Raw genomic sequence first — 20,900 nt, 5'->3', positions numbered from 1 at the left:
TAACTTAGAATCTTAAAAAAATGAAAGAACAATTTAAAAAATTTTTGAACGAAGAACAAGATCCAAAAGCGATTGAAAAAATCACTTCGAAACTCACTGATTTATTAATGAAAGGCGAAGAAGTTGGGTATATCGCAGTACAAAAAAAACCTGCTATTACTGTTTTTCCTGACAGTATAGTTTTAACAAATAAAAGAATTATCATCTGTAAGCCTAAAAACTTAGGCCTTTCGATGGATTTTACAGATTATACCTGGGATGATATTGCAAGTACTTTTGTAAAAGAAAATATTTTGGGTTCTGAATTTTCATTTGGAACAAAAACAGATTTAGCAGTTTCAATTGATTATATTCCGAAAATTCAGGCAAGAAAAATTTATACTTACGCTAAAGAACAATTGGATTTATTGAAAAATCCGGTTCAGATGGCAACTCCAATTCAGGAAACTTTTGAAACTGAAGAACCTGCATTTGAAGACGAGGATGAAGTTGAAGAAGTAGAAACAGAAGAAGTAACAAGTTTTGCTGAAATTTTGCCTGCAGCTCCGGTTTATACAGAAACTTTTGAACCAATTCAGCCGCAAGCTCCAACAGGCGAACGTAAACTAAGCGATTTATCTAAAGAGGAACTTTTTGATAAATTACAGAATTATAAAAAACTTCTTGATAACGGTTTGATCATGCAGGGAGAATATGATGCTTATAAAAAAGAGATTTTAAGCTACATGTAATTTTAAAAAAGTGCAAAGTACAGAGTACAAAGCGCAAAGTTTTTATTGAATTTGCGTTAAATAAAAAAAGCCCGAAATAGAGATTCTATTTCGGGCTTTGCATTTAAACTTTGCACTCAGAAACTTTCTACTTAGAAACTTTGCACTTATAGAGTCGCTTTCTGTTTTTCTACGAATTTATTCGACTGTAATTCGAGTAATTCCTTTGCATTTTTCCGTTGTAAATCGAAAAGGCCTTTGTCTTCGGCGATATCAGCGTACACTTTATCGTGCATTTCGGCGCTGGTTTTTACTAATAAATCGCGTTGGTATTTGTTTTGTGCCAAAGAAGCTTTCATTGCTGTTTCGGCTTCCTCTTGTTTGAAATCGAATTCACCTTTAGGTGCCAATAATTTGGCGATAATTGGTGACGTTTCAATTGCTAAAAACAAAAGCATTATAAAAAACGATGGCAACCAAGGTAATTTGTTTAAGGCATTTATACGAGCCATTAATCCGTCGAAACCTTCGATGATTGGTTGCGTCTGCGAAACTTTTTTGTCTAAATCGGCTTGAAGCTGTACACCTGCTTTTTCTTTTTCAGCAATTTTAGCTTCGTTGGTCTTTTTAAGCGTTTCGAATTCTTTTAAAGCAGCATCGTGTTTTTCGCGCTTTTCTTTATAAACGGGGCCTTTTCCTAATTTCTTGGTTCCGGCAGTTCCTTCAGCTTCTGTAATATAAGTTGAATATAAGGCATTAACTTCTTTTTCTTTCTTTACAATATCAGCTTTTAGAGCGGCGATTTCAGCTTTATTTTTGTCTAAATCCGTTTTGAAATAAGTGCCAATTTGCTTTTTATTGGCCAATTCCATTTCGTTTTTCTCTTTCAATAAAACTGTATTGATTTCTTTTTCGAAAATTTTAATCTCCAAAGGTTTAGAAATTACAATAGCGATAATAATAGCCAATGCAATACGAGGTGTCGCCTGCAGGAATTCATCTAAAAAACGATCTCTTTTTTTTATGGTCGAAACGATAAAACGATCCAAATTAAAGATCAGCAAACTCCATACAAATCCGAAAATTAAGGCAGGATAAATAGAATCGAAAACAGTGAAAAGTGCATAGGCGCTGGCAAGAAAGGCCATAACTGCGGTGAAGAATACCGTAGCACCAATACCAACATATTTGGTTTGCTCGCCTTCTGAGCAGTCTTTCAAGAGATCACGGTCGGCTCCTGAACATAGGATGAAAAATTGTTTTAACATGATTGATGATTTTTGATTGTGATTGATACGGCAAATTTAGCGCCAAAAATTTAATTATGAGGCAAATAGTCAATTTGTTTTCATTTGCCTTTAAATTATTTGAGCTTAATAAATGTTACTTTAACATTAATAACTTCCGTTTTTCTCTATAGAATCATAACACTATGTTAATTTTTTTCAACTCCTTAAATAACATTAAGGTTCTAGTTTCGCATCCAAATCAAACTAACACACAATGAGAAAAATTTATTTAGTAGTAACATTCATTTTATTGGCCTTTTCCGGTTATGCCCAAAAAGCAATAATCTCAGGAAAAGTATTAGATACTGACGACAAATTACCATTGCCTGGAGCGATGATTCAAATCGTTGGTGAAAACAAATACACGGTTTCAGATTACAATGGCCGTTTTGAATTATTGAATATCAATAGCGGAACTTATAAACTTGAAGTAAAATATATAGGTTACACTTCTATAACAAAAGAAATCACTGTAGAACAAGGAAAAAATAATGTAATTGATTTTGCTTTGAAAACTTCAGGAACTGAATTGAACGAAGTTGTGGTTGGAGACATTTTAAAAGGTCAGGCCAAAGCACTGAATCAGCAAAAAAACAATAAAAATATCGGAAACGTAATTTCATCTGACCAAGTTGGACGTTTTCCTGATGCCAACGTAGGAGACGCTTTAAAACGTGTTCCGGGTATCACAATGCAGAATGACCAAGGTGAAGCGCGTAATATTATCATTAGAGGTCTTGCGCCATCTTTAAACTCTGTAACTTTAAATGGTGACCGTATTCCTTCTGCTGAAGGAGATAACAGAAACGTTCAAATGGACTTGATTCCGTCTGATATGATTTCTACTATTGAAGTAAATAAAACCCTAACATCAGACATGGATGCTGATGCAATTGGAGGTTCTGTAAACTTGATTACAAGAGCAACTCCAAATGGAGAGAGAATCTCTGCAACACTTGCTGGCGGTTACTTGCCAATTCGCGAGCACGCTTCTTACACGGCAGGATTTGTATATGGAAATCGTTTTTTCGACAACAAACTTGGAGCCGTTTTTAGCGGATCATATAATAATGTAGATTACGGATCTGACAATATCGAAAACGAATGGGTAAAAGATGATTTCGGAAATGACTATTTACAAGCTTCAGAAATTAGAAAGTATGATGTTCAGCGTATTCGTCGTAGCGGATCTGTTGCTTTAGATTATAAATTTGACGAAAACAATACCATTTTCGCAAACGCTATCTACAACTGGAGAGACGATAGAGAAAACCGTTTCAGAACAACTTACGATGATATTGAACCAATTTATAATGGTGAAGAAATTACAGGTTTTGAAGGTCGTGTAAAACGCCAAACAAAAGGTGGAGTTGACAACAATAGAAACAAAAACAGAAGATTAGAAGATCAACGTGTTCAGAATTATTCAATTCGTGGAGAGCATTTAATCAATTCAACTTTAGATTTAGACTGGTCTGCCAATTATGCAAAAGCGAGAGAATATCGTCCGCAAGAGCGTTATATCGAATACCGTCAAAAAGGATTGGAAATGTTCGAAGATTTATCTAACCCAAGATTTCCTTTAATGACAACTGTTGGTGAAGCTACAGACGAATTCAAATTTGATTCGGTTACCGAAAACACAGATGAAACAAGCGAAAGCGAATTTGGTGCAAAAGTAAATATCCGTTTCCCATTCTCTGTTATTGCTGGAGAAAAAGGAAGATTAAGAACAGGAGTTAGACTTCGTTTGAAGGAAAAAGAAAGAAACAATTCTTTCTATTCTTACGAACCAATCAATGACGGAATGGAATTATTATCTGAAGTTCCAACAAGTTTCTTTGATGGTAAAAACTTCAATCCGGGAAGTAAATATGTACCGGGAACCTTTGCTTCAGCTTCTTTTTTAGGAAGTTTAGACTTAAACAATCCTACTTTATTTGATAAAGAAGCAGATCCGGCTGAATATTTGGCTGTAAATTATAATGCTAAAGAAAGAATTACTGCTGCCTATGTAAGATGGGATCAGGATTTTAATGATAAACTTTCGATGGTTTTAGGTTTCCGTATGGAAAACACACACATCGATTATACAGGAAACCGTGTATTGGACGAGCAAGATTTAGAAAGCCAAATCAATACTAAAAACTCTTATACTAATTTATTGCCAAGTATCTCTTTCCAGTACAATGCGACTAAAGATTTAGTTTTAAGAGCGGCTGCTACAACAGCTTTAGCACGTCCAAACTATTATGCATTAGCTCCTTATGTAAACAACATTGCAGCTGATAAAGAAATTACTGCAGGAAATCCAGATCTTGACGCTACTTACTCATACAATTATGATTTCATGGCAGAGAATTATTTCAAATCTGTTGGTTTGATTTCTGGAGGTGTTTTCTACAAAAAATTACACGATTTCATTTACAACTATAGCGATAATCAATATACAGATGCAAAATTTGCTGCTGATTTTCCAAACCAAATTAATCCAATTCCAGCTGGCGAAAACTGGTCATTCTTACAATCAAGAAATGGTGATACTGTAGACGTTTACGGATTTGAGGTTGCTTTTCAACGTCAGTTAGATTTCCTTCCTGGAAAATTCCTTAAAGGTTTTGGTATTTATTTGAACTATACCTACACAAAATCGAAAGCAAAAGGTATTTCTGATGAAGATGGAAACGAAAGAAACGACATCAGTCTTCCGGGTACAACACCACATATGTTCAACGGATCTTTATCGTGGGAAAACAAACGTTTCTCTGCAAGAATCTCAACCAACTTTACATCTGATTATTTAGATGAATTGGGTTCTGAATCATACAAAGACAGTTATTATGACAAACAGTTTTTCTTAGATGCAAATGCTGCTTATAAAATCACTCCAAAACTTCGTCTTTTTGCTGAAGCGAATAACCTAACAAATCAACCGTTACGCTACTACCAAGGAGTTGAAGCACACACAAAACAAGCTGAATATTATCAGGCTCGTTATAATTTCGGATTGAAACTGGACTTGTAAAATCTATTTTTTAAAATTCATAAATTAGACAGAGTTTAACGGCTCTGTCTAATTACATTAAATACATAACAAAAAATGAAGAATAAATCTTTAATTGCTTTTTTACTTTTATCGCTTTCATTTACAGCTTGTAAGGATGATAAATTGGCTCCGGTTTCGCCAAATGCCGTAAAACCAACTGCTGTTACCGAAGCTTTGCCGCATGACACAGATGATCCTTCTATCTGGATTCATCCAACAGATCCTTCAAAAAGTATTATTGTAGGAACAGACAAAGATTCTGACGGAGGTTTATACGCTTTTGATTTAAATGGAAAAATCCTTAAGAAGTCAATTCCGTTAAAACGTCCAAATAATGTGGATATCGCTTACGGATTGCTTATTGACGGAAAAAAAGTAGACGTTGCCGTTACTACGGAACGTGAAGAGAATAAAATCAGAATTTTCAGTTTGCCTGATTTAACACCAATTGATAACGGCGGAATTCCAGTTTTTGAAGGAGAAGCACAACGCGACCCAATGGGAATTGCTTTATACACACGCCCGAGCGATAAGAAGATATTTGCCATTGTAGGAAGAAAAACGGGACCATCAGGAAGTTATTTATGGCAATATGAATTATCTGGTTCAGGAAAAAATGCTACAGCAAAAGTAGTTCGCAAATTCGGGACTTACAGCGGTAAAAAAGAAATCGAAGCTATTGCAGTTGATAACGAATTAGGAACTGTTTTATATTGTGACGAACAAGTTGGAATCAGAAAATACAAAGCAGATCCTGCTTTAAACGATAATAAAGAATTGGCTTTCTTTGGTCAAAAAGATTTCAAAGCCGATCACGAAGGAATTGCTATTTACAAAAAAACAGATTCTACAGGTTATATCTTAGTTTCAAACCAACAAGCTAATTCTTTTATGGTTTACCCGAGAGAAGGCGCAAAAGGAAACCCAAACAGTTATCCTCTATTGGCAGAAGTTCCAACGTCTACAATCGAATGTGACGGTGCCGATGTTACAAGTGTTAATCTTGGCGGACCATACAAAAACGGTCTTTTTGTAGCGATGAGCAACGGCATGACGTTTCATTATTACGCTTGGGATTTGATTCAAAAACGCATCGACGAAGCGAAAAAATAATTTTTGGTTTTTCAGTCGCAGTTTCAGTGTTCTGTTTATTTTTTATTTTTTTTTCTGCGATTGGAGACCAAAACAAAAAAGCTGTTCAATATGAACAGCTTTTTTAATTTTGAATTAGTAATTGCCCCTTTATTCTGTAATCGGTGCTCCTGCTAAAATTTCAGCATTCGCAAATTCTTCAAATTTGGCAAAATTAGCTTTGAATTTCTGAGCTAATTCTAACGCTTTTTTATCATATAAATCTTTGTCTTCCCAAGTATTTCTAGGATTTAAAATTTCCTCTGGAACATTTGGACAAGATGTTGGTTCTGCAATTCCAAAAACGCTATGATTTTTAAATTCTACATTATCCAGTTCACCGTTTAACGCAGCTGTAATCATAGCACGAGTATATTTCAATTTCATTCGGCTTCCTGTTCCGTAAGGTCCGCCAGTCCATCCTGTGTTGATTAACCAAACTTTTACTCCTGCATCTTTCATTTTTTTGCTTAACATTTCAGCATATTTTGTTGGATGCAAAGGCATAAATGGCGCTCCAAAACAAGCAGAGAAATTAGGCTGAGGCTCTGTTACTCCCGCTTCAGTTCCGGCAACTTTTGCAGTATATCCAGAAATAAAGTGGTACGCCGCCTGACCTGGAGTCAATTTTGAGATTGGAGGCAAAATCCCGAAAGAATCTGCTGTTAAGAAAAAGATGTTTTTAGGATTGTGTCCAATTGATCCCGGTTGAATATTGTCAATATGTGTTATTGGGTAACTTACACGCGTATTTTGAGTGATTGAAACATCATCATAATCTACTTCATTTGTTCCAGCTTTGAAAACCACATTTTCTAAAAGCGCACCTTTTTTGATTGCTCTGAAAATATCCGGTTCATTTTCTTCAGACAAGTTGATTACTTTAGCATAACAACCTCCTTCAAAATTGAAAACAGTGTTTTCGCTTGTCCATCCGTGTTCATCATCACCAATTAACTTACGTTCCGGATCTGCAGATAAAGTTGTTTTTCCTGTTCCAGATAATCCGAAGAAAATTGCTGTATCTCCGTTTTTACCAACATTTGCACTACAGTGCATAGGAAGTGTATTTTTGAAAACCGGTAAAATGAAATTCAAAGCAGAGAAAATACCTTTTTTCATTTCTCCTGTATAACCAGTTCCACCAATTAGCGCCACTTTTTTAGTAAAATCTAAAATCGCAAAATTAGACTGACGCGTTCCGTCTACAGCAGGATCTGCCATAAAACTTGGAGCACAAACTACAGTCCATTCTGGAGTAAAATTTGCTAATTCAGACTCTTCCGGTCTTAGAAACATATTGTAGCAAAACAAGTTTGACCACGCTGTTTCCGTTACAACACGAACATTTAATCTGTAATTATCATCTGAACAAACGTATGAATCACGAACAAAAACTTCTTTGTTTGACAAAAACGCTGTTACCTTATTATATAATTTTTCAAAAGCTTCTGGAGCAAAAGGAATATTTACATTTCCCCACCAAACTTTATCTTCTGTAATGCTGTCTCTCACAATAAAACGATCCTGAGGAGAACGTCCTGTAAACTCACCTGTATTAATTGCCAAAGCACCTGTCGAAGCCTCAACACCCTGTCCTGACTGCACAGTAATCGCATGCAATTCATCTGCAGATAACTGATAGCGTACTGTTGCATTTTCTATTCCTAAGTCTTTTAACGAAATCGATTGCGCAAAAAGTGTGTTATTGTCCATAAATTTAATGTTGTGTGTGTTATTTTTAAGGTGCACAAAATATAATTTCCCTTGAAAATTAAGCAGTTACGCTTAAAATTATGAATTGTTATATTTTTTACCAAAGTAGATAAAAAACAATAAAAATTCACACAAGTAACCTTATATGTTATTTATGGTACAAAATTAAAGATTAATTTTTAGACAGAATTTTTTTTTCGGTATTTTATGATTTTCTCTTCAAAATAGCAAGAAATAATACTAACCAACCAATAATTAATAAGAATCCGCCCAAAGGTGTTGCGAATACGATAATTTTAAAGTCAAATAATGTAAGACTTTTTGTAGCAAGTAAATAAATTGATCCGCTAAAAAGAACAACACCGGCCACAACTAAGTTATAGATTGTTTTTACTGTCTTTTCGGCAAGATCTTTTTGTGTTGAAAGAAATAGTAAAAAAAGAGCGTGATACATTTGATAACGAACACCAACTTCAAAAGTGTTTAATTCATCGACAGCTAAATATTTCTTAAGTAAATGCGCTCCAAAAGCTCCTAAAATAATGGCCAACATTCCAATAAAAGCACCTGTCAAAACTATTCTTCTTTTCATGTATCTGTATTTCTTTGATTACTTCTACAAAAATACTCAATACTATTAAAAGGGACTGTTCGTTTTCTGCAAAATATTTTCTAAAAGAGAAAAAGCAACTCTTTTAACGTAGAAAAAAAATAAATCACTTTTTTTATAAATTAAAATTGTTATATATATAACATTTTAATACATTTGTGTTATATATTTAAAATATGAGAAGCGTTTTAATTATCGGAGCAGGTCGTTCAGCATCATCGCTGATACGTTATTTATTATCAAAATCAGAAAGTGAAAAGCTACATTTAGTAGTAGCCGACCTTTCTTTGGCTTTGGCCGAAAAAAAGACGCAAAACCATCCTAATGCCACTCCAATAGCACTTGATATTTTCAATACCGAAGAAAGAAGAGCGGCTATAGAAAAAGCTTCGATTGTCATTTCGATGCTTCCTGCGCATTTACATATTGAGATTGCCAAAGATTGTCTTCAATTCAAAAAACATCTTGTTACAGCTTCTTATATAAGCGACGCAATGCAGGCGCTGGACGAAGAAGCAAAGAAAAACGATTTGATTTTCATGAATGAAATTGGTCTCGATCCCGGAATCGATCATATGAGTGCCATGAAAGTAATTGATGAAATTCGCTCAAAAGGAGGGAAAATGCTTTTGTTTGAATCTTTCTGCGGCGGACTTGTGGCTCCAGAATCGGATAATAATTTATGGAATTACAAATTTACTTGGGCGCCGCGAAATGTGGTTTTGGCCGGACAAGGAGGCGCTGCTAAATTTATTCAGGAAGGAACTTATAAATACATTCCGTACAGCGCTTTGTTTAGAAGAACGGAATTTCTAGAAGTAGAAGGCTACGGAAAATTTGAAGCCTATTCTAATCGAGATTCTCTTAAATACAGATCAGTTTACGGACTTGATGATGTTCTGACTTTATACCGAGGAACAATTCGCAGAGTTGGATTTTCGAAAGCCTGGAATATGTTCGTACAACTCGGAATGACAGATGACAGTTATATTATCGAAGATTCTGAAAACATGAGTTATCGTCAGTTTATGAATTCATTTTTGCCATATCATCCAACTGATTCTGTTGAAATAAAAACAAGATTAATTTTAAAAATTGATCAGGACGACATCATGTGGGACAAACTTTTGGAATTGGATTTATTCAACCCTGACAAAATAGTGAATTTGCCTCGTGCGACTCCGGCTCAAATTCTGGAAAAAATACTGACTGACAGTTGGGCTTTAGAACCCGATGATAAAGATATGATCGTGATGTACCATAAGTTTGGCTACGAACTTAACGGTGAAAAAAAACAAATCGATTCAAAAATGGTTTGCATTGGCGACGATCAAACCTATACCGCAATGGCTAAAACCGTTGGACTTCCGGTTGCAATGGCAACACTTTTGATTTTGAATGGAAAAATCAAAACTCCAGGCGTGCAACTCCCAATTAAAAAAGAAGTTTACGAACCAATATTAAATGAATTAGAAGAGTATGGCGTAGTTTTTAACGAACAAACCATGCCTTATTTTGGATACAATCCGGATTTGTTCTGACCCGGATCTTTTTATTTTTAGAATTTTTTTTTTAGTTTATTTTATCCGCTTCCTGTTCAGAAGCGGATTTTTTATGTTTTATAAAGAATACTTTAAATCAAAAATTTTAAATGTTTTATAATTTCCGAAAATGGTCGATTTAAAATCAACTTTATTAAAGCTTGCTTTTATTGCTTCATACTTTTTGGTGTTTCATTATTTTCAATTGTAACAGGCAAACGGTACAAAACGCGAACTGGTTTCCCATTTTCAGAACCGGGAGTCCATGTTGGTGAAAGCTTTAAAGCCTGAATAACCTCATCGCCTATTCCGTATCCTAAATCTTTTACAATTTTAAATTCAGACAAACTTCCATCTTTTTCAACCATAAATTCGATATATACTTTTCCCTGAATTTTGTTTTTCGAAGCTTCGGCCGGCATTTTAAAATTTTTACCAATGAATTTATAAAACTCAAGTGCTCCACCTAGAAATTCAGGTTTTTTCTCAATTGGATCCACAATTATATCGGTTGATGTTATGGCCGGAGCCGTTGGTGACGAAGCTGCAGCTTCTTTTTTAATTTCTTCAGCTTCTACCGGCCAAAAATCCATAACTATCGCAATTGGTTTCCAATCTGCTTTTCCGTGTTTTTTTTCAGGAATAAAATTTGAGCCCGATTTCAGAATTCGAAGTATTTCAGCTTCAGTTGCAGTTCCTTTATTGCTGGTAATTTTAATATCAGCAAGAGTACCATCATCGTTTAGAAGAAATTTAATCGTCGCTACCTCATCTTTTTTATCAATTCCCTTAGGACTTACATAATTATTGGTGATATAATTAGATATTTTTTCCATTGCGCTTTGCAAAGCAGGCTGATTGACTTTCGTATCCTCCAAACTATATGCAATACTCATCATAATTTCAGGCTCTTTTGTAGCCAGAATTTCCTTTCTTCTCGATTTTGCTACCCATTCAGGTTTCAATTCATTTGAAACAATAAGATTGTCTCCACTTATCACACTAGAGTTACTATTATTTTGCCCGACACTTTCTATACATATAAAGAAAAAGAGTCCTGAAAATAGAGGCAGAAGCACAATTTTTGAAAGCAAAACCTTTGTTTTAGAAACCGTTTTTGTCATCATAATAAATCTTTTTTTAGTTACAGAATAATTTAAATTACTAGTTAATCCCGAAATTGAATTTGTATTTGCATGCAGAAGCAATAAATTTTGATAAAACGGAACATCGTTAAAAGATGTCACTACATTTTCATCGGCAAGAAATTCATGATTGAGCTGAATCGCTTTTTTATAAAAAAGGAATAAAGGATTAAACCAAAAAATTGTTTTTAATGTCTCAATAAACAATACATCCCATGTGTGCTTTTGAGTAACATGAATTAATTCGTGCGAGTATAATTGTTCTTCTATTTTTTGATTATGATAATCTGTTTTGTTCAAAAAAATGTAATTCAAAAAAGTGTGAGGCGCTATTTGCTCATCAATCAAAACCAAACTCGCATTTTTATAAACCGTGAGATTACCGTTCTTTATTTTCGAATAAATTTTCAGAAGATTATTTATAAAACGAAAAATTAAAAGCAGTGTAATTAATCCGTATAAACACCCTAATATCAAACTTGTATAATCAAATGACTGAACCGCAACAGCCTGATTCTGAATTTGCATATTTTGCGCCAGAAATCTATAAGTCTGTTGCACAGATACTGTTGATTCTCTTGCAATTTCAATGGTTACAAAAGGCAAAACAAGGGAAAAAACAAGACTGAACATTAAGTAAAACCTATTGAACTTATGCATTTTTTGTCGCTCTAAAACCAAATGGTAAATAACCAAAAGCACGAACAAACTCAAAGATGATTTATATATAAAGTCTATCATTTTTTCTTTTTTTGAATTTCCGAATCGATTATTTTCTTAAGATCTTCTAATTCTGAAGCGCTCAAATTGGTTTCGGTCGTAAAAAACGAAGCAAACTGCGAAGCCGAATTATTAAAGAAATTGCTAATCAGTCCTTTTACATGTTTCGAAAAATAATCTGTTTTCTTCACCAAAGGATAATATTCTCTCGAATTTCCGAATTCATTGTAAGCCACAAATTTCTTATCAATCATTCGTTTTAAAAGCGTCGCAACAGTTGTCGTCGCCGGCTTTGGTTCTGGATATGCTTCAAGTAAATCTTTCATGAATGCTTTTTCAAGCTTCCATAAATGTTCCATTAATTGTTCTTCTGCATTTGATAACTGTGTCATGGTTTACTATTTTCGAGTTTTTCTGTTTCGGCCAATTCTTTTTTATATTCATCCAAATTCCATTCAATATTCATTTTTGCTGCGTATTCGGCCATAGTTCCAAGTCCGACTTCAGCACGCCTTTTATCAACATTATCCGGATCTATCATTGGTGCTATGCAAATTTTATTCGTCTTTTTATTCTTTGAACTCTGACTACCATAAATTTGTTTTTTTCCTTCTCTCAAAGCCACTCTGTCTTCTAAATATGCCAGATTTGCCGGATTTGCATTTCCAATTTTAACTGCCTCTCTCATCATTGGTAAATACTTTTGTTGGCATTTTAAGTCAGAATGCTGAATCACCAAAAACAAAGTCTGATTTCCTTGTGTTCCTACTGTATTTTTTCCTACCCAGCCTTTTTCATCCAGTATTTTCATAACCTTAACGAGATTAATACTGTCTTTTCTTTCCATAATTTTACCAATGCTGTCAATTTTCTTTTTATCAGGTTTAGAAGCTCTGTAAACATTCATGAATTCTCCGCGAATTTCCTGATCGTCGGTATAAATCTCAGCAAGTTCTTTTTCCAGCACTTTATCATAATTTACTCCGATAAGCTGTAATTTCTTCTGCAGTTTCTCAATTGTTTTATTCCATTTTTTATCCGAATGTAAAGGCTTTAAATCATCGTCAATTTTAATATGTGTAATATTCTCGTATCCGTTATCGATAGAAAGATTCAGCCATTTAAATGCTTTTTTATTTTCTTTAGCCATAGACGCAGAACAGCCAGCATTGTATAAATCTCGATAATCTTTCTCTTCTATTTTAAAAGCTTTATCATAATACGAAACAGACATTTTGTAGTTTTCTGCCTTGTAACAAGAATCTGCTTTGCGAACCCATTCTTTATAAGTTTGAGCTTGCACGAAAAGACAATTCGTTACAATAAAACAGAGCGCCATTATTTTTTTCATAGTTTAGAGGTTAATCGTTTACCTAATAATTTGTTCTGAAATCAATTCTCCTTTATCGTAATTCTTGATTCCTTTTAATTTTCCTTTGTCCGAATAAAACTTCCATTCTCCAAAATAAAACCAATGCGTTTCAACCGAATTCGTTTCTAATTTTGTTTTTCCTTTCGATTCCAGTTTTCCATTTTCGTAATAACTTTTTACGATGCAAATTCCGTTTTTATACTTTTCTGTTTTGTAGATTTTTCCGTTGATGTAGGATTTCCACTTTTTTACTGGAAGATCATTTTTATAATATTCATACGATTTATAAGTTGTACTGTCTTGTGTATAATTGTCAATCCAGACGCCTTCTTTTTTCTTATCAATTTTCTGATTGATCGGTTTGCTTTTGCAACTCAAAAGAAATATTCCGCAAAACAATAATAAAAAAAGGTTTTTCATATTCATTTTAGCTCTACACTTATAGATTCGTTTCTACAAATGTAGAATTAAATTTTAAATAAGCAAATGTTTTTTCTTAAATTTTTAAATATCAGCACTTTGATTCAATTATTTATTCTAAAAAGCACCTTATTATAATACCTAAAAGGTTTAATCCCGAAGCTTCGGAACTGTTAGGATAACTAAATAACAAAAAAAATCCGCTCATTTCTGAACGGATTCTATATCTTAAAAAAACTTTGTGCCTTAGTGTCTTCGCGGCAAAATACTTATTTACTTAATTCCACAAAATACTTGTAAAACAACGGAATCGTTTCAATTCCTTTCAAGTAATTAAAAATTCCGAAATGTTCGTTTGGCGAGTGAATTGCATCAGAATCCAAACCAAATCCCATCAAAATCGTTTTACTTTTTAATTCCTTCTCAAACAAAGCCACAATTGGAATACTTCCTCCAGAACGAACCGGAATTGCAGGAACTCCAAACGTTTCTGTATACGCTTTATTGGCAGCCTGATAACCGATGCTGTCAATTGGCGTAACATAACCCTGACCACCGTGATGAGGCGTTACTTTTACCGTAACTCCAGCCGGAGCAATGCTTGTAAAATGTTTTGTGAAAAGCTCTGTAATCTCTTCCCAATCCTGATTTGGAACCAAACGCATTGAAATTTTAGCGAAAGCTTTGCTCGCAATAACCGTTTTTGCACCTTCGCCAGTGTAACCGCCCCAAATTCCGTTTACGTCTAATGTTGGACGGATTGAGTTGCGTTCGTTGGTTACATATCCTTTTTCACCGTAAACATCAGCGATGTTTAAAGCATTTTTATATTTTTCTAAACTAAAAGGCGCTTTTGCCATTTCAGCTCTTTCTTCTGCAGATAATTCCTGAACCTTATCATAGAAACCTGGAATTGTAATATGATTGTTTTCGTCGTGAAGCGAAGCAATCATTTTTGCCAAAATATTAATTGGGTTTGCCACTGCTCCACCGTACAATCCTGAATGCAAATCGCGGTTTGGACCCGTAACTTCTACCTCAACATAACTCAAACCTCTTAAACCTGTCGTGATCGATGGTTGCTGGTTAGAAATCATTCCGGTATCTGAAATCAAAATAACATCGTTTTTCAGTTTTTCCTGATTGCGTTCTACGAACCAAGCCAAACTTGCCGAACCAACTTCTTCTTCTCCTTCGATCATGAATTTTACGTTACAAGGCAAAGTATTGCTTTGTACCATTAATTCAAGCGCTTTTACGTGCATGTACATCTGACCTTTGTCGTCACATGCACCACGCGCGAAAATAGCACCGTCAGGGTGAATATCTGTAGTTTTGATAACCGGTTCAAATGGTGGCGAAGTCCATAATTCTAATGGATCTGGCGGTTGAACATCATAGTGTCCGTAAACTAAAACCGTTGGAAGATTTGGATCGATTATTTTCTCTCCATAAATAATTGGGTAACCCGGAGTGTCGCAAGTTTCGACAAAATCGCAGCCCGCTTTTGATAAACTTTCTTTTACAGCCTCTGCTGTATCAATAACATCTTGAGAATATGCAGTGTCGGCACTAACCGACGGAATCTTTAATAATTCGATCAATTCATTGATAAACCGATCTTTATGTTGTTGAACGTAGGACTTAATATTTTCCATTTAAATTATTTTTATAGAAACCCAAAAGTACCAAAAAGAAAATTAATATTTTTTTTCAAATTTTTCTTTGAATATTCGAAAGTATGCTTATCTTTGCACCCACAATTACGCGGATATGGTGAAATTGGTAGACATGCCAGACTTAGGATCTGGTGCCGCAAGGCGTGTAGGTTCGAGTCCTATTATCCGCACTAAAAAAGCTTCTGAAGATTTTTCAGAAGCTTTTTTGTTTTTTAGCACTTTCCTTAAATAAAAAACATCCACAATCTTGTCATTTCGACGAAGGAGAAATCTTCGCAAGAAACTCCGCAAAAAAAAAAAAAAGCACCAAACTTTATCGATTTCCGAGTGTGATTCCTCGTTCCTCGGAATGACAAAAATGACGATTCTAATTGCGATGATGAACTAAAATCCGTTAAGTTAAAGCAACCACAAACATTGAGATTTATATCATCAATTCACTTTGAACATAAAAAAACTCCAGCTAAAGCAGGAGACAATTCATTTATCCCTAGATTTGTTTATCAAGTAAATCATTCAAGTAATAATATGACAATACCGAAACAAAAGAAAACTACATTTTTTATTATTACATTATTAAGTATAATTGTATTGTGCAGTTTTATAAACTTCAGAAGTATCCATGTAAAATTTCACAATAAAACAGGAGAAGATATTGATTCATTAGTAATTGCAGGAACTCTAATTGGTAACTTAAAGAATGGTAGTTCAACAGAATACATTAACTTCAAACAATTTGAATTTGATGGTAGTATTCCATATGAACAAATTAGCGGAATTATCAGTCACAAAAAAGTAAATCAACTTAATTGGAGCTGGTGCAGCACAGAAAGAAATACACAATCTAAAGGGTCTTTTATTTTTGATTTGAAAAAAGACACGAGGATTAAAGACACATCTTATCTATATCTTGTAGCCCATAATCAAAAAATCTTCTGGGAAGAAAATTAAATTAACTTCGTTTTAAACTTAATTGTCATGTTCCAAAAATCAACTTTTGCTATTGTTCTTCTTTTTATTCTAAGTTCCTGTTCTGTTCAGCAAAAAAGCTTAGAAATAAACGATTGGTATGCTTTTACAAAAACAAATACAGCACAACAAGAACCATCAAAAGTATATGAGTTCAAAGATGAAATAATAAGTATGCACGGAGAAGATCCAAGTTGTTTGATGACTAAAAAAAGTTATAAAAATTTTGAACTTACGCTAGAATACAGATGGAATCTTGACGAGAAATACAACCTAAAAGGCACAAAAAATAGCGGCGTGATGTATAATATTCCGCTAGACGCTTCTGACAGAATCTGGCCAAAAGGAATTCAATTTCAAATAAAAGAAAAAACTACAGGAGATTTTATCTTTTTGGATAACATAACGGCAAAAGTAAACGGAAAATTAGTTGAAGCCGGCACAAGTGTAGTTTCTCCGAAGTTTTTAGAAAATGAGAATACGTATGGCGAATGGAATTTGGTTGTTATAAAATCTTTCAACGGGAAAATCACGCAATATTTAAACGGAAAATTGGTAAATGAATGCACGGAAGCTTCTTCTACCGAAGGCAAAATCTCTTTAAATTATGAGCGTTCGCCAATTGATTTTAAGAATATTAGAATAAAGAATATTTCTAAATAGTAAGCCTTTTACAAAGTTAATCCATCTAGTTTGTCATTTCGACGTAAGGAGAAATCACACTCGTGAATCCACAAAGAGAATCACCAATCTTTGCCGAGTTTCTAGTGTGATTTCTCCTTACGTCGAAATGACAATACTTTGTGGCTGCAAGCGGAAAGGCCTTTGCGGAGTTACTTACGAAGATTTCTCGTGCCTCGAAATGACAAGATTGAGGTTATTAACAACAAAAAAACCTTTGTCAAAGTTAAAACATTTGACAAAAGTTTCACATATAGTTTTGGTCCCGATAGCTATCGGGATGGAATTTAAGAATTGTAATTTAGCTTCTCAACAACTCAATTATCTTATCCACATTAATCTCACTATAATCATTAATATAAAAATCACATACAGGAAGTTCTTCTTTTTTATGCGTGCTCAAAACGCCAACCACTTTCATTCCGGCATTTAGTCCCGCTGTAATACCTGAAAAAGAATCTTCGAAAACCACACAATCTGACGGAGAAACACCAACACGTTCCGCTGATTTAAGATATACTTCGGGATTTGGTTTATGAAACGTAACGTCTTCGCTAGACATCATCGAATCCATTTTGTCAGTAATTTTTAAGGCATTTGCAATCAAATCCAAATTCGCACGTGGCGCCGAAGTTGCAACAGCCGTTTTAAAGCCGCGCGATTTTAATTCACTTAAAAAATCCAAATAATGCGGAATCGTATCGACTTTGTCTTTATAAATTTCACGGAACATTCCTTCTTTTTCGTCTTCAAGTTTTAAAAGCTCTTCTCCCTGAATTGGACGCTTGAAGAAATGCGTCATGATATAACTATTGTGTTTTCCGTACATATGTTCTTCAAATTCTTCATTGGTGTACGGAACATTATATTTATCGAAAAACGCCTCAAAAGCCTTCACATGATGCGGATTGGTATGCGAAATCACGCCATCCATATCAAAAATTACACATTGCTGTTTCATTTCATATTTTTGTTTTTAACGGTTGCAAGATACTGATAAGTGTTGTTTACCGCAATAATTAAACGCATTGTTTGTCATCCTGAGGAACGAAGGATCACACAAGAGGCTCGACAAAGATTGGCGATTTAGCATGCGGAATTTCGCGTGTGATCCTTCGTTCCTCAGGATGACAAACTTTGCGCAAAGAACTTGAAACTTTAAACTTTAAACCTAAAACAAAACTTTACCCAATCCAAATTTTACTTTTAACCAAAGTCATAGTTTGTCTCAAATGCTGATTACAAGCAATTAGAATAATCAAAACTACCAAACCATAACCCACAATCGTATAAATTTCCATATCGGCCAATAAAGTCGCTTGTTTCGCAACTGTTCCGAAGATTTTTTTCAAGGCCAAAGCATTCGCATTATCCGCGGAATATCCTTTTGCTATAAAACTCTGCGCTGTTGACGATAATGTTTGCTGCGCTTCGGGATTTTCGCCGGTCACGAACTGACTTAGTTTTAAAAAGTGTTTTTTATTTAAGAAAACAACCGCATTCTGCATGACGCAAAAACCAATTGTACTTCCCCAAAAACGACCAGAAACCCCAACAATTCCCGAAGAAACCGCCATTTTTGCCGGAACCGATGATGTGGTAAATAAGATGAGCGGAACAAATAAAAACCCAACACCGATTCCTTGCAAAATATAGGGAATGATAATATCGCTCAGCGCAACATCTGGTACAAAAAGAAACGTAAACCAGAAGTGGAAAATAGCAATGAGCGTAAAACCAATCATAAAAATAATTTTTGTAGAAACAGATTTCATCAGAAAATAAGCAGCTAAAATAAGTCCGATTACATTTCCTAATCCGTTAATGTATTGCACGCCCGCAACGCGCGACGGATCCCAATTCCAAATCGAAAACATTGCCGAATGACAAAGACTCAGCGTCGCTCTGCTTATATAGAAAAGGAAAAACAATAAAAATCCGATTCGGAGATTGGCGTATTTAAAAACTTCAAAATCAAAGGTTGGTCTTTTTACCAAAAGCTCTTTAAAGATGAATAAACCGCCCGTAATTAAGGCAATCATTAACATCAAAACCATTTCAGAAGAATCAAACCAATATTTTTTCTCCGCATAAACAAAAAAGTAAGCACCGCAAAGAATAGCAGTTAAAACCAAAAAATAACTCATCCAGTCGATTTGATACAACGGAATTTTCTTTGTGATTCGGTGCCCACGAAAAGTAACTAAGATTAAAAAGACATTCAAAACCTGCAATCCGCCAGAAACATAAAGCATGTATTTCCAATCGTAATGATCCAGAAACCAAACTGCAATGTTCATAATAAAAGGCGTTGACAATAATAGTGAACCATAATAAAATGAAAACCCAATTATAATGGCGTTTTTAGAATTAAACTGCTCAATCAATAACTGTCTGATCGTAATTACCGGAAGCGCCATCAGGATTCCCTCGGCGATTCTCAGCATTAAAAAAAGATAAAAATTAGTAATATATGCTGATGAAACAATCGTAATTCCGATTAAGGAATAAACGGCCATCAAGTAATTTTTCGCAGGGAAAAAACTCGAAAATCGACTTTCGATCAAAATCGTTGCGAGCAAAGTTCCGTACGTAACGCACATTGCAAACTGCAAATCTTCGGGTTCAATGTCCAGAAAACTTGCTGCGTACGTTACGTTTGAAGTATAAACTCCCAATAAAATCATGGAATGCAACAAGCAGACAAACAAAATAATAATGATTGCCCATCTTGGAACCCACGATTTAAAAATACTTTTATCTTCCATTTTAGTGTGCTGCGATCACAGTAATATTCATTCCCGCTCTTAAAAAATCGGTTTGTTTGTCGTTGTTTTTCAACTGAATTCGAACCGGAATTCTTTGTTCGATTTTCACGAAGTTTCCTGTTGCATTATCCGGAGGAAGCAATGAAAATCTTGCACCACTCGCAGGCGATAAAGAAGCAATTGTACCAATGAAAGTTTTGTCGCTCACGGCATCGGCTTTTATTTCTACATCTTGCCCAACGGTTAAATATTGTAATTGCGTTTCTTTAAAATTGGCAGTAATCCATTTTTCTTTGCTTACTATCGAAAGCAAAGATTGCCCTTCTTTTACCAATTGTCCTGGCTGTAACGTTCGTTTTCCAACCCAACCATCATAAGGAGCTGTGATTATCGTGTACGAAAGAAACAATGCAGCATTATCAGCCACAGCTTGTTTTGATGCAATATTGGTTTGCGTTGTCGGAACATTCGCTTCAGCAACCGAAGTACTTAAAGCTGATGAATGAATTCTGTTTTTCATTTCATCAAAATGTGCTTGCGCCGATTCGTAATCTGCTTTTACTTTTTCTAATTGCTGAGAAGTTGCGGCTTCGTCTTTTACCAAAGCTTTATACCTTTCGTATTCCAGTTTTGTTTTCCAAAGATTCGATTTTGCACCTTCTAACTGTGATTCGTTAATTGCCGTTGCACTTGCTGTTGTAACCGCATTTTTTTGAGCCACAACACTATTTTGCTGCGCGTTCTGAACATCGGCAAGAGCCACATTCAATTTCGATTTGTATTCGCGATTATCAATCACGACCAAAGTATCGCCTTTATGCACAAACTGGTTTTCGTTAAAACGAACTTCCTGCACATAACCTGTAATGCGCGACATAATTGGTGTTACATATTGCTCTACTTGCGCATCATTGGTTTCTTCGTGGTTTCTGTTGAACACATAAAACCAAATCCCTAAAATGATTCCGCTCGCAACCAAAGCGCAAGCAATTATTGTTATTATGATATGAAACGTTTTGTTTCTTCTAGTTTCATTTTTTATCTTGACCATATCTTTTCTATTCTCTTTATCTTAGTTCTCTTTTTAAAATCTTGCTTCTTGC

17 protein-coding genes and 1 tRNA gene are annotated in these 20,900 nt (G+C 34.7%); 7 read left to right on the top strand and 11 right to left on the bottom strand.

All coding sequences use genetic code 11. The features are described 5' to 3' along the window. Window positions 1-20 precede the first annotated feature (20 nt). Complete coding sequence (locus BD847_RS09705) at window positions 21-731, top strand: PH domain-containing protein (RefSeq protein WP_115888069.1); 711 nt, start codon at window positions 21-23, stop codon at window positions 729-731. Window positions 732-877: 146 nt separating this feature from the next. On the opposite strand, the gene BD847_RS09700 is transcribed toward BD847_RS09705, so the two are convergent. Beyond that, on the bottom strand, window positions 878-1,978 hold the full coding sequence (locus BD847_RS09700) for a DUF4407 domain-containing protein (protein WP_115888068.1): 1,101 nt from the start codon (window positions 1,976-1,978) through the stop codon (window positions 878-880). A gap of 235 nt (window positions 1,979-2,213) precedes the next feature. Between BD847_RS09700 and BD847_RS09695 the strand changes: the two genes are divergently transcribed. After that, on the top strand, window positions 2,214-5,024 hold the full coding sequence (locus BD847_RS09695) for a TonB-dependent receptor (RefSeq protein WP_115888067.1): 2,811 nt from the start codon (window positions 2,214-2,216) through the stop codon (window positions 5,022-5,024). A 75-nt stretch (window positions 5,025-5,099) separates the two neighbouring features. Beyond that, the gene (locus BD847_RS09690) at window positions 5,100-6,158 is read left to right on the top strand and encodes a phytase (protein WP_115888066.1); all 1,059 of its coding nucleotides are present in this window, start codon (window positions 5,100-5,102) and stop codon (window positions 6,156-6,158) included. A gap of 129 nt (window positions 6,159-6,287) precedes the next feature. On the opposite strand, the gene pckA is transcribed toward BD847_RS09690, so the two are convergent. Continuing rightward, window positions 6,288-7,892: a phosphoenolpyruvate carboxykinase (ATP) gene (gene pckA / locus BD847_RS09685; RefSeq protein ID WP_115888065.1), complete on the bottom strand. Its 1,605-nt coding sequence runs from the start codon at window positions 7,890-7,892 to the stop codon at window positions 6,288-6,290. A 205-nt stretch (window positions 7,893-8,097) separates the two neighbouring features. Continuing rightward, the gene (locus BD847_RS09680) at window positions 8,098-8,484 is read right to left on the bottom strand and encodes a DUF423 domain-containing protein (RefSeq protein ID WP_115888064.1); all 387 of its coding nucleotides are present in this window, start codon (window positions 8,482-8,484) and stop codon (window positions 8,098-8,100) included. 194 nt (window positions 8,485-8,678) lie between these two features. Between BD847_RS09680 and BD847_RS09675 the strand changes: the two genes are divergently transcribed. Further along, window positions 8,679-10,043, top strand: a complete 1,365-nt coding sequence (locus BD847_RS09675) for a saccharopine dehydrogenase family protein (protein WP_115888063.1) — start codon at window positions 8,679-8,681, stop codon at window positions 10,041-10,043. A gap of 167 nt (window positions 10,044-10,210) precedes the next feature. Here the strand turns inward: BD847_RS09675 and BD847_RS09670 are convergent, their stop codons facing one another. The 5 genes from BD847_RS09670 to BD847_RS09650 form a co-directional block, all read right to left on the bottom strand. Further along, window positions 10,211-11,929: a M56 family metallopeptidase gene (locus BD847_RS09670; protein WP_115888062.1), complete on the bottom strand. Its 1,719-nt coding sequence runs from the start codon at window positions 11,927-11,929 to the stop codon at window positions 10,211-10,213. After that, window positions 11,926-12,300: a BlaI/MecI/CopY family transcriptional regulator gene (locus BD847_RS09665; RefSeq protein WP_115888061.1), complete on the bottom strand. Its 375-nt coding sequence runs from the start codon at window positions 12,298-12,300 to the stop codon at window positions 11,926-11,928. The genes BD847_RS09670 and BD847_RS09665 overlap by 4 nt, the downstream gene beginning before the upstream one ends. Continuing rightward, entirely contained in the window at window positions 12,297-13,259 is a 963-nt protein-coding gene (locus BD847_RS09660; RefSeq protein WP_115888060.1) for a DUF6624 domain-containing protein, read from the bottom strand. The genes BD847_RS09665 and BD847_RS09660 overlap by 4 nt, the downstream gene beginning before the upstream one ends. A gap of 18 nt (window positions 13,260-13,277) precedes the next feature. Next, complete coding sequence (locus BD847_RS09655; RefSeq protein ID WP_115888351.1) at window positions 13,278-13,700, bottom strand: toxin-antitoxin system YwqK family antitoxin; 423 nt, start codon at window positions 13,698-13,700, stop codon at window positions 13,278-13,280. A 269-nt stretch (window positions 13,701-13,969) separates the two neighbouring features. Then, the gene (locus BD847_RS09650; RefSeq protein WP_115888059.1) at window positions 13,970-15,358 is read right to left on the bottom strand and encodes a dipeptidase; all 1,389 of its coding nucleotides are present in this window, start codon (window positions 15,356-15,358) and stop codon (window positions 13,970-13,972) included. A 109-nt stretch (window positions 15,359-15,467) separates the two neighbouring features. Between BD847_RS09650 and BD847_RS09645 the strand changes: the two genes are divergently transcribed. From BD847_RS09645 to BD847_RS09635, 3 genes are all read left to right on the top strand, one after another. Then, window positions 15,468-15,549: transfer RNA gene (locus tag BD847_RS09645), tRNA-Leu, on the top strand. A 358-nt stretch (window positions 15,550-15,907) separates the two neighbouring features. Next, window positions 15,908-16,330: a hypothetical protein gene (locus BD847_RS09640; RefSeq protein WP_115888058.1), complete on the top strand. Its 423-nt coding sequence runs from the start codon at window positions 15,908-15,910 to the stop codon at window positions 16,328-16,330. A gap of 27 nt (window positions 16,331-16,357) precedes the next feature. Further along, window positions 16,358-17,011 (top strand): 3-keto-disaccharide hydrolase, encoded by a 654-nt coding sequence (locus BD847_RS09635; RefSeq protein ID WP_115888057.1) that lies wholly within the window; start codon window positions 16,358-16,360, stop codon window positions 17,009-17,011. 319 nt (window positions 17,012-17,330) lie between these two features. Here the strand turns inward: BD847_RS09635 and BD847_RS09630 are convergent, their stop codons facing one another. From BD847_RS09630 to BD847_RS09620, 3 genes are all read right to left on the bottom strand, one after another. Then, window positions 17,331-17,990 carry an HAD family hydrolase gene (locus BD847_RS09630; protein WP_115888056.1) on the bottom strand — a complete coding sequence of 220 codons (660 nt, stop codon included), beginning with the start codon at window positions 17,988-17,990 and terminating at the stop codon, window positions 17,331-17,333. Between the two features lie 223 nt (window positions 17,991-18,213). After that, complete coding sequence (locus tag BD847_RS09625) at window positions 18,214-19,797, bottom strand: MFS transporter (protein ID WP_115888055.1); 1,584 nt, start codon at window positions 19,795-19,797, stop codon at window positions 18,214-18,216. A gap of 1 nt (window position 19,798) precedes the next feature. Further along, window positions 19,799-20,848 carry an HlyD family secretion protein gene (locus tag BD847_RS09620; protein WP_115888054.1) on the bottom strand — a complete coding sequence of 350 codons (1,050 nt, stop codon included), beginning with the start codon at window positions 20,846-20,848 and terminating at the stop codon, window positions 19,799-19,801. Window positions 20,849-20,900: the final 52 nt, after the last annotated feature.

This window comes from Flavobacterium cutihirudinis, assembly GCF_003385895.1.
Taxonomy (GTDB): domain Bacteria; phylum Bacteroidota; class Bacteroidia; order Flavobacteriales; family Flavobacteriaceae; genus Flavobacterium; species Flavobacterium cutihirudinis.
This window is presented reverse-complemented; position numbering and strand designations above follow the sequence as displayed.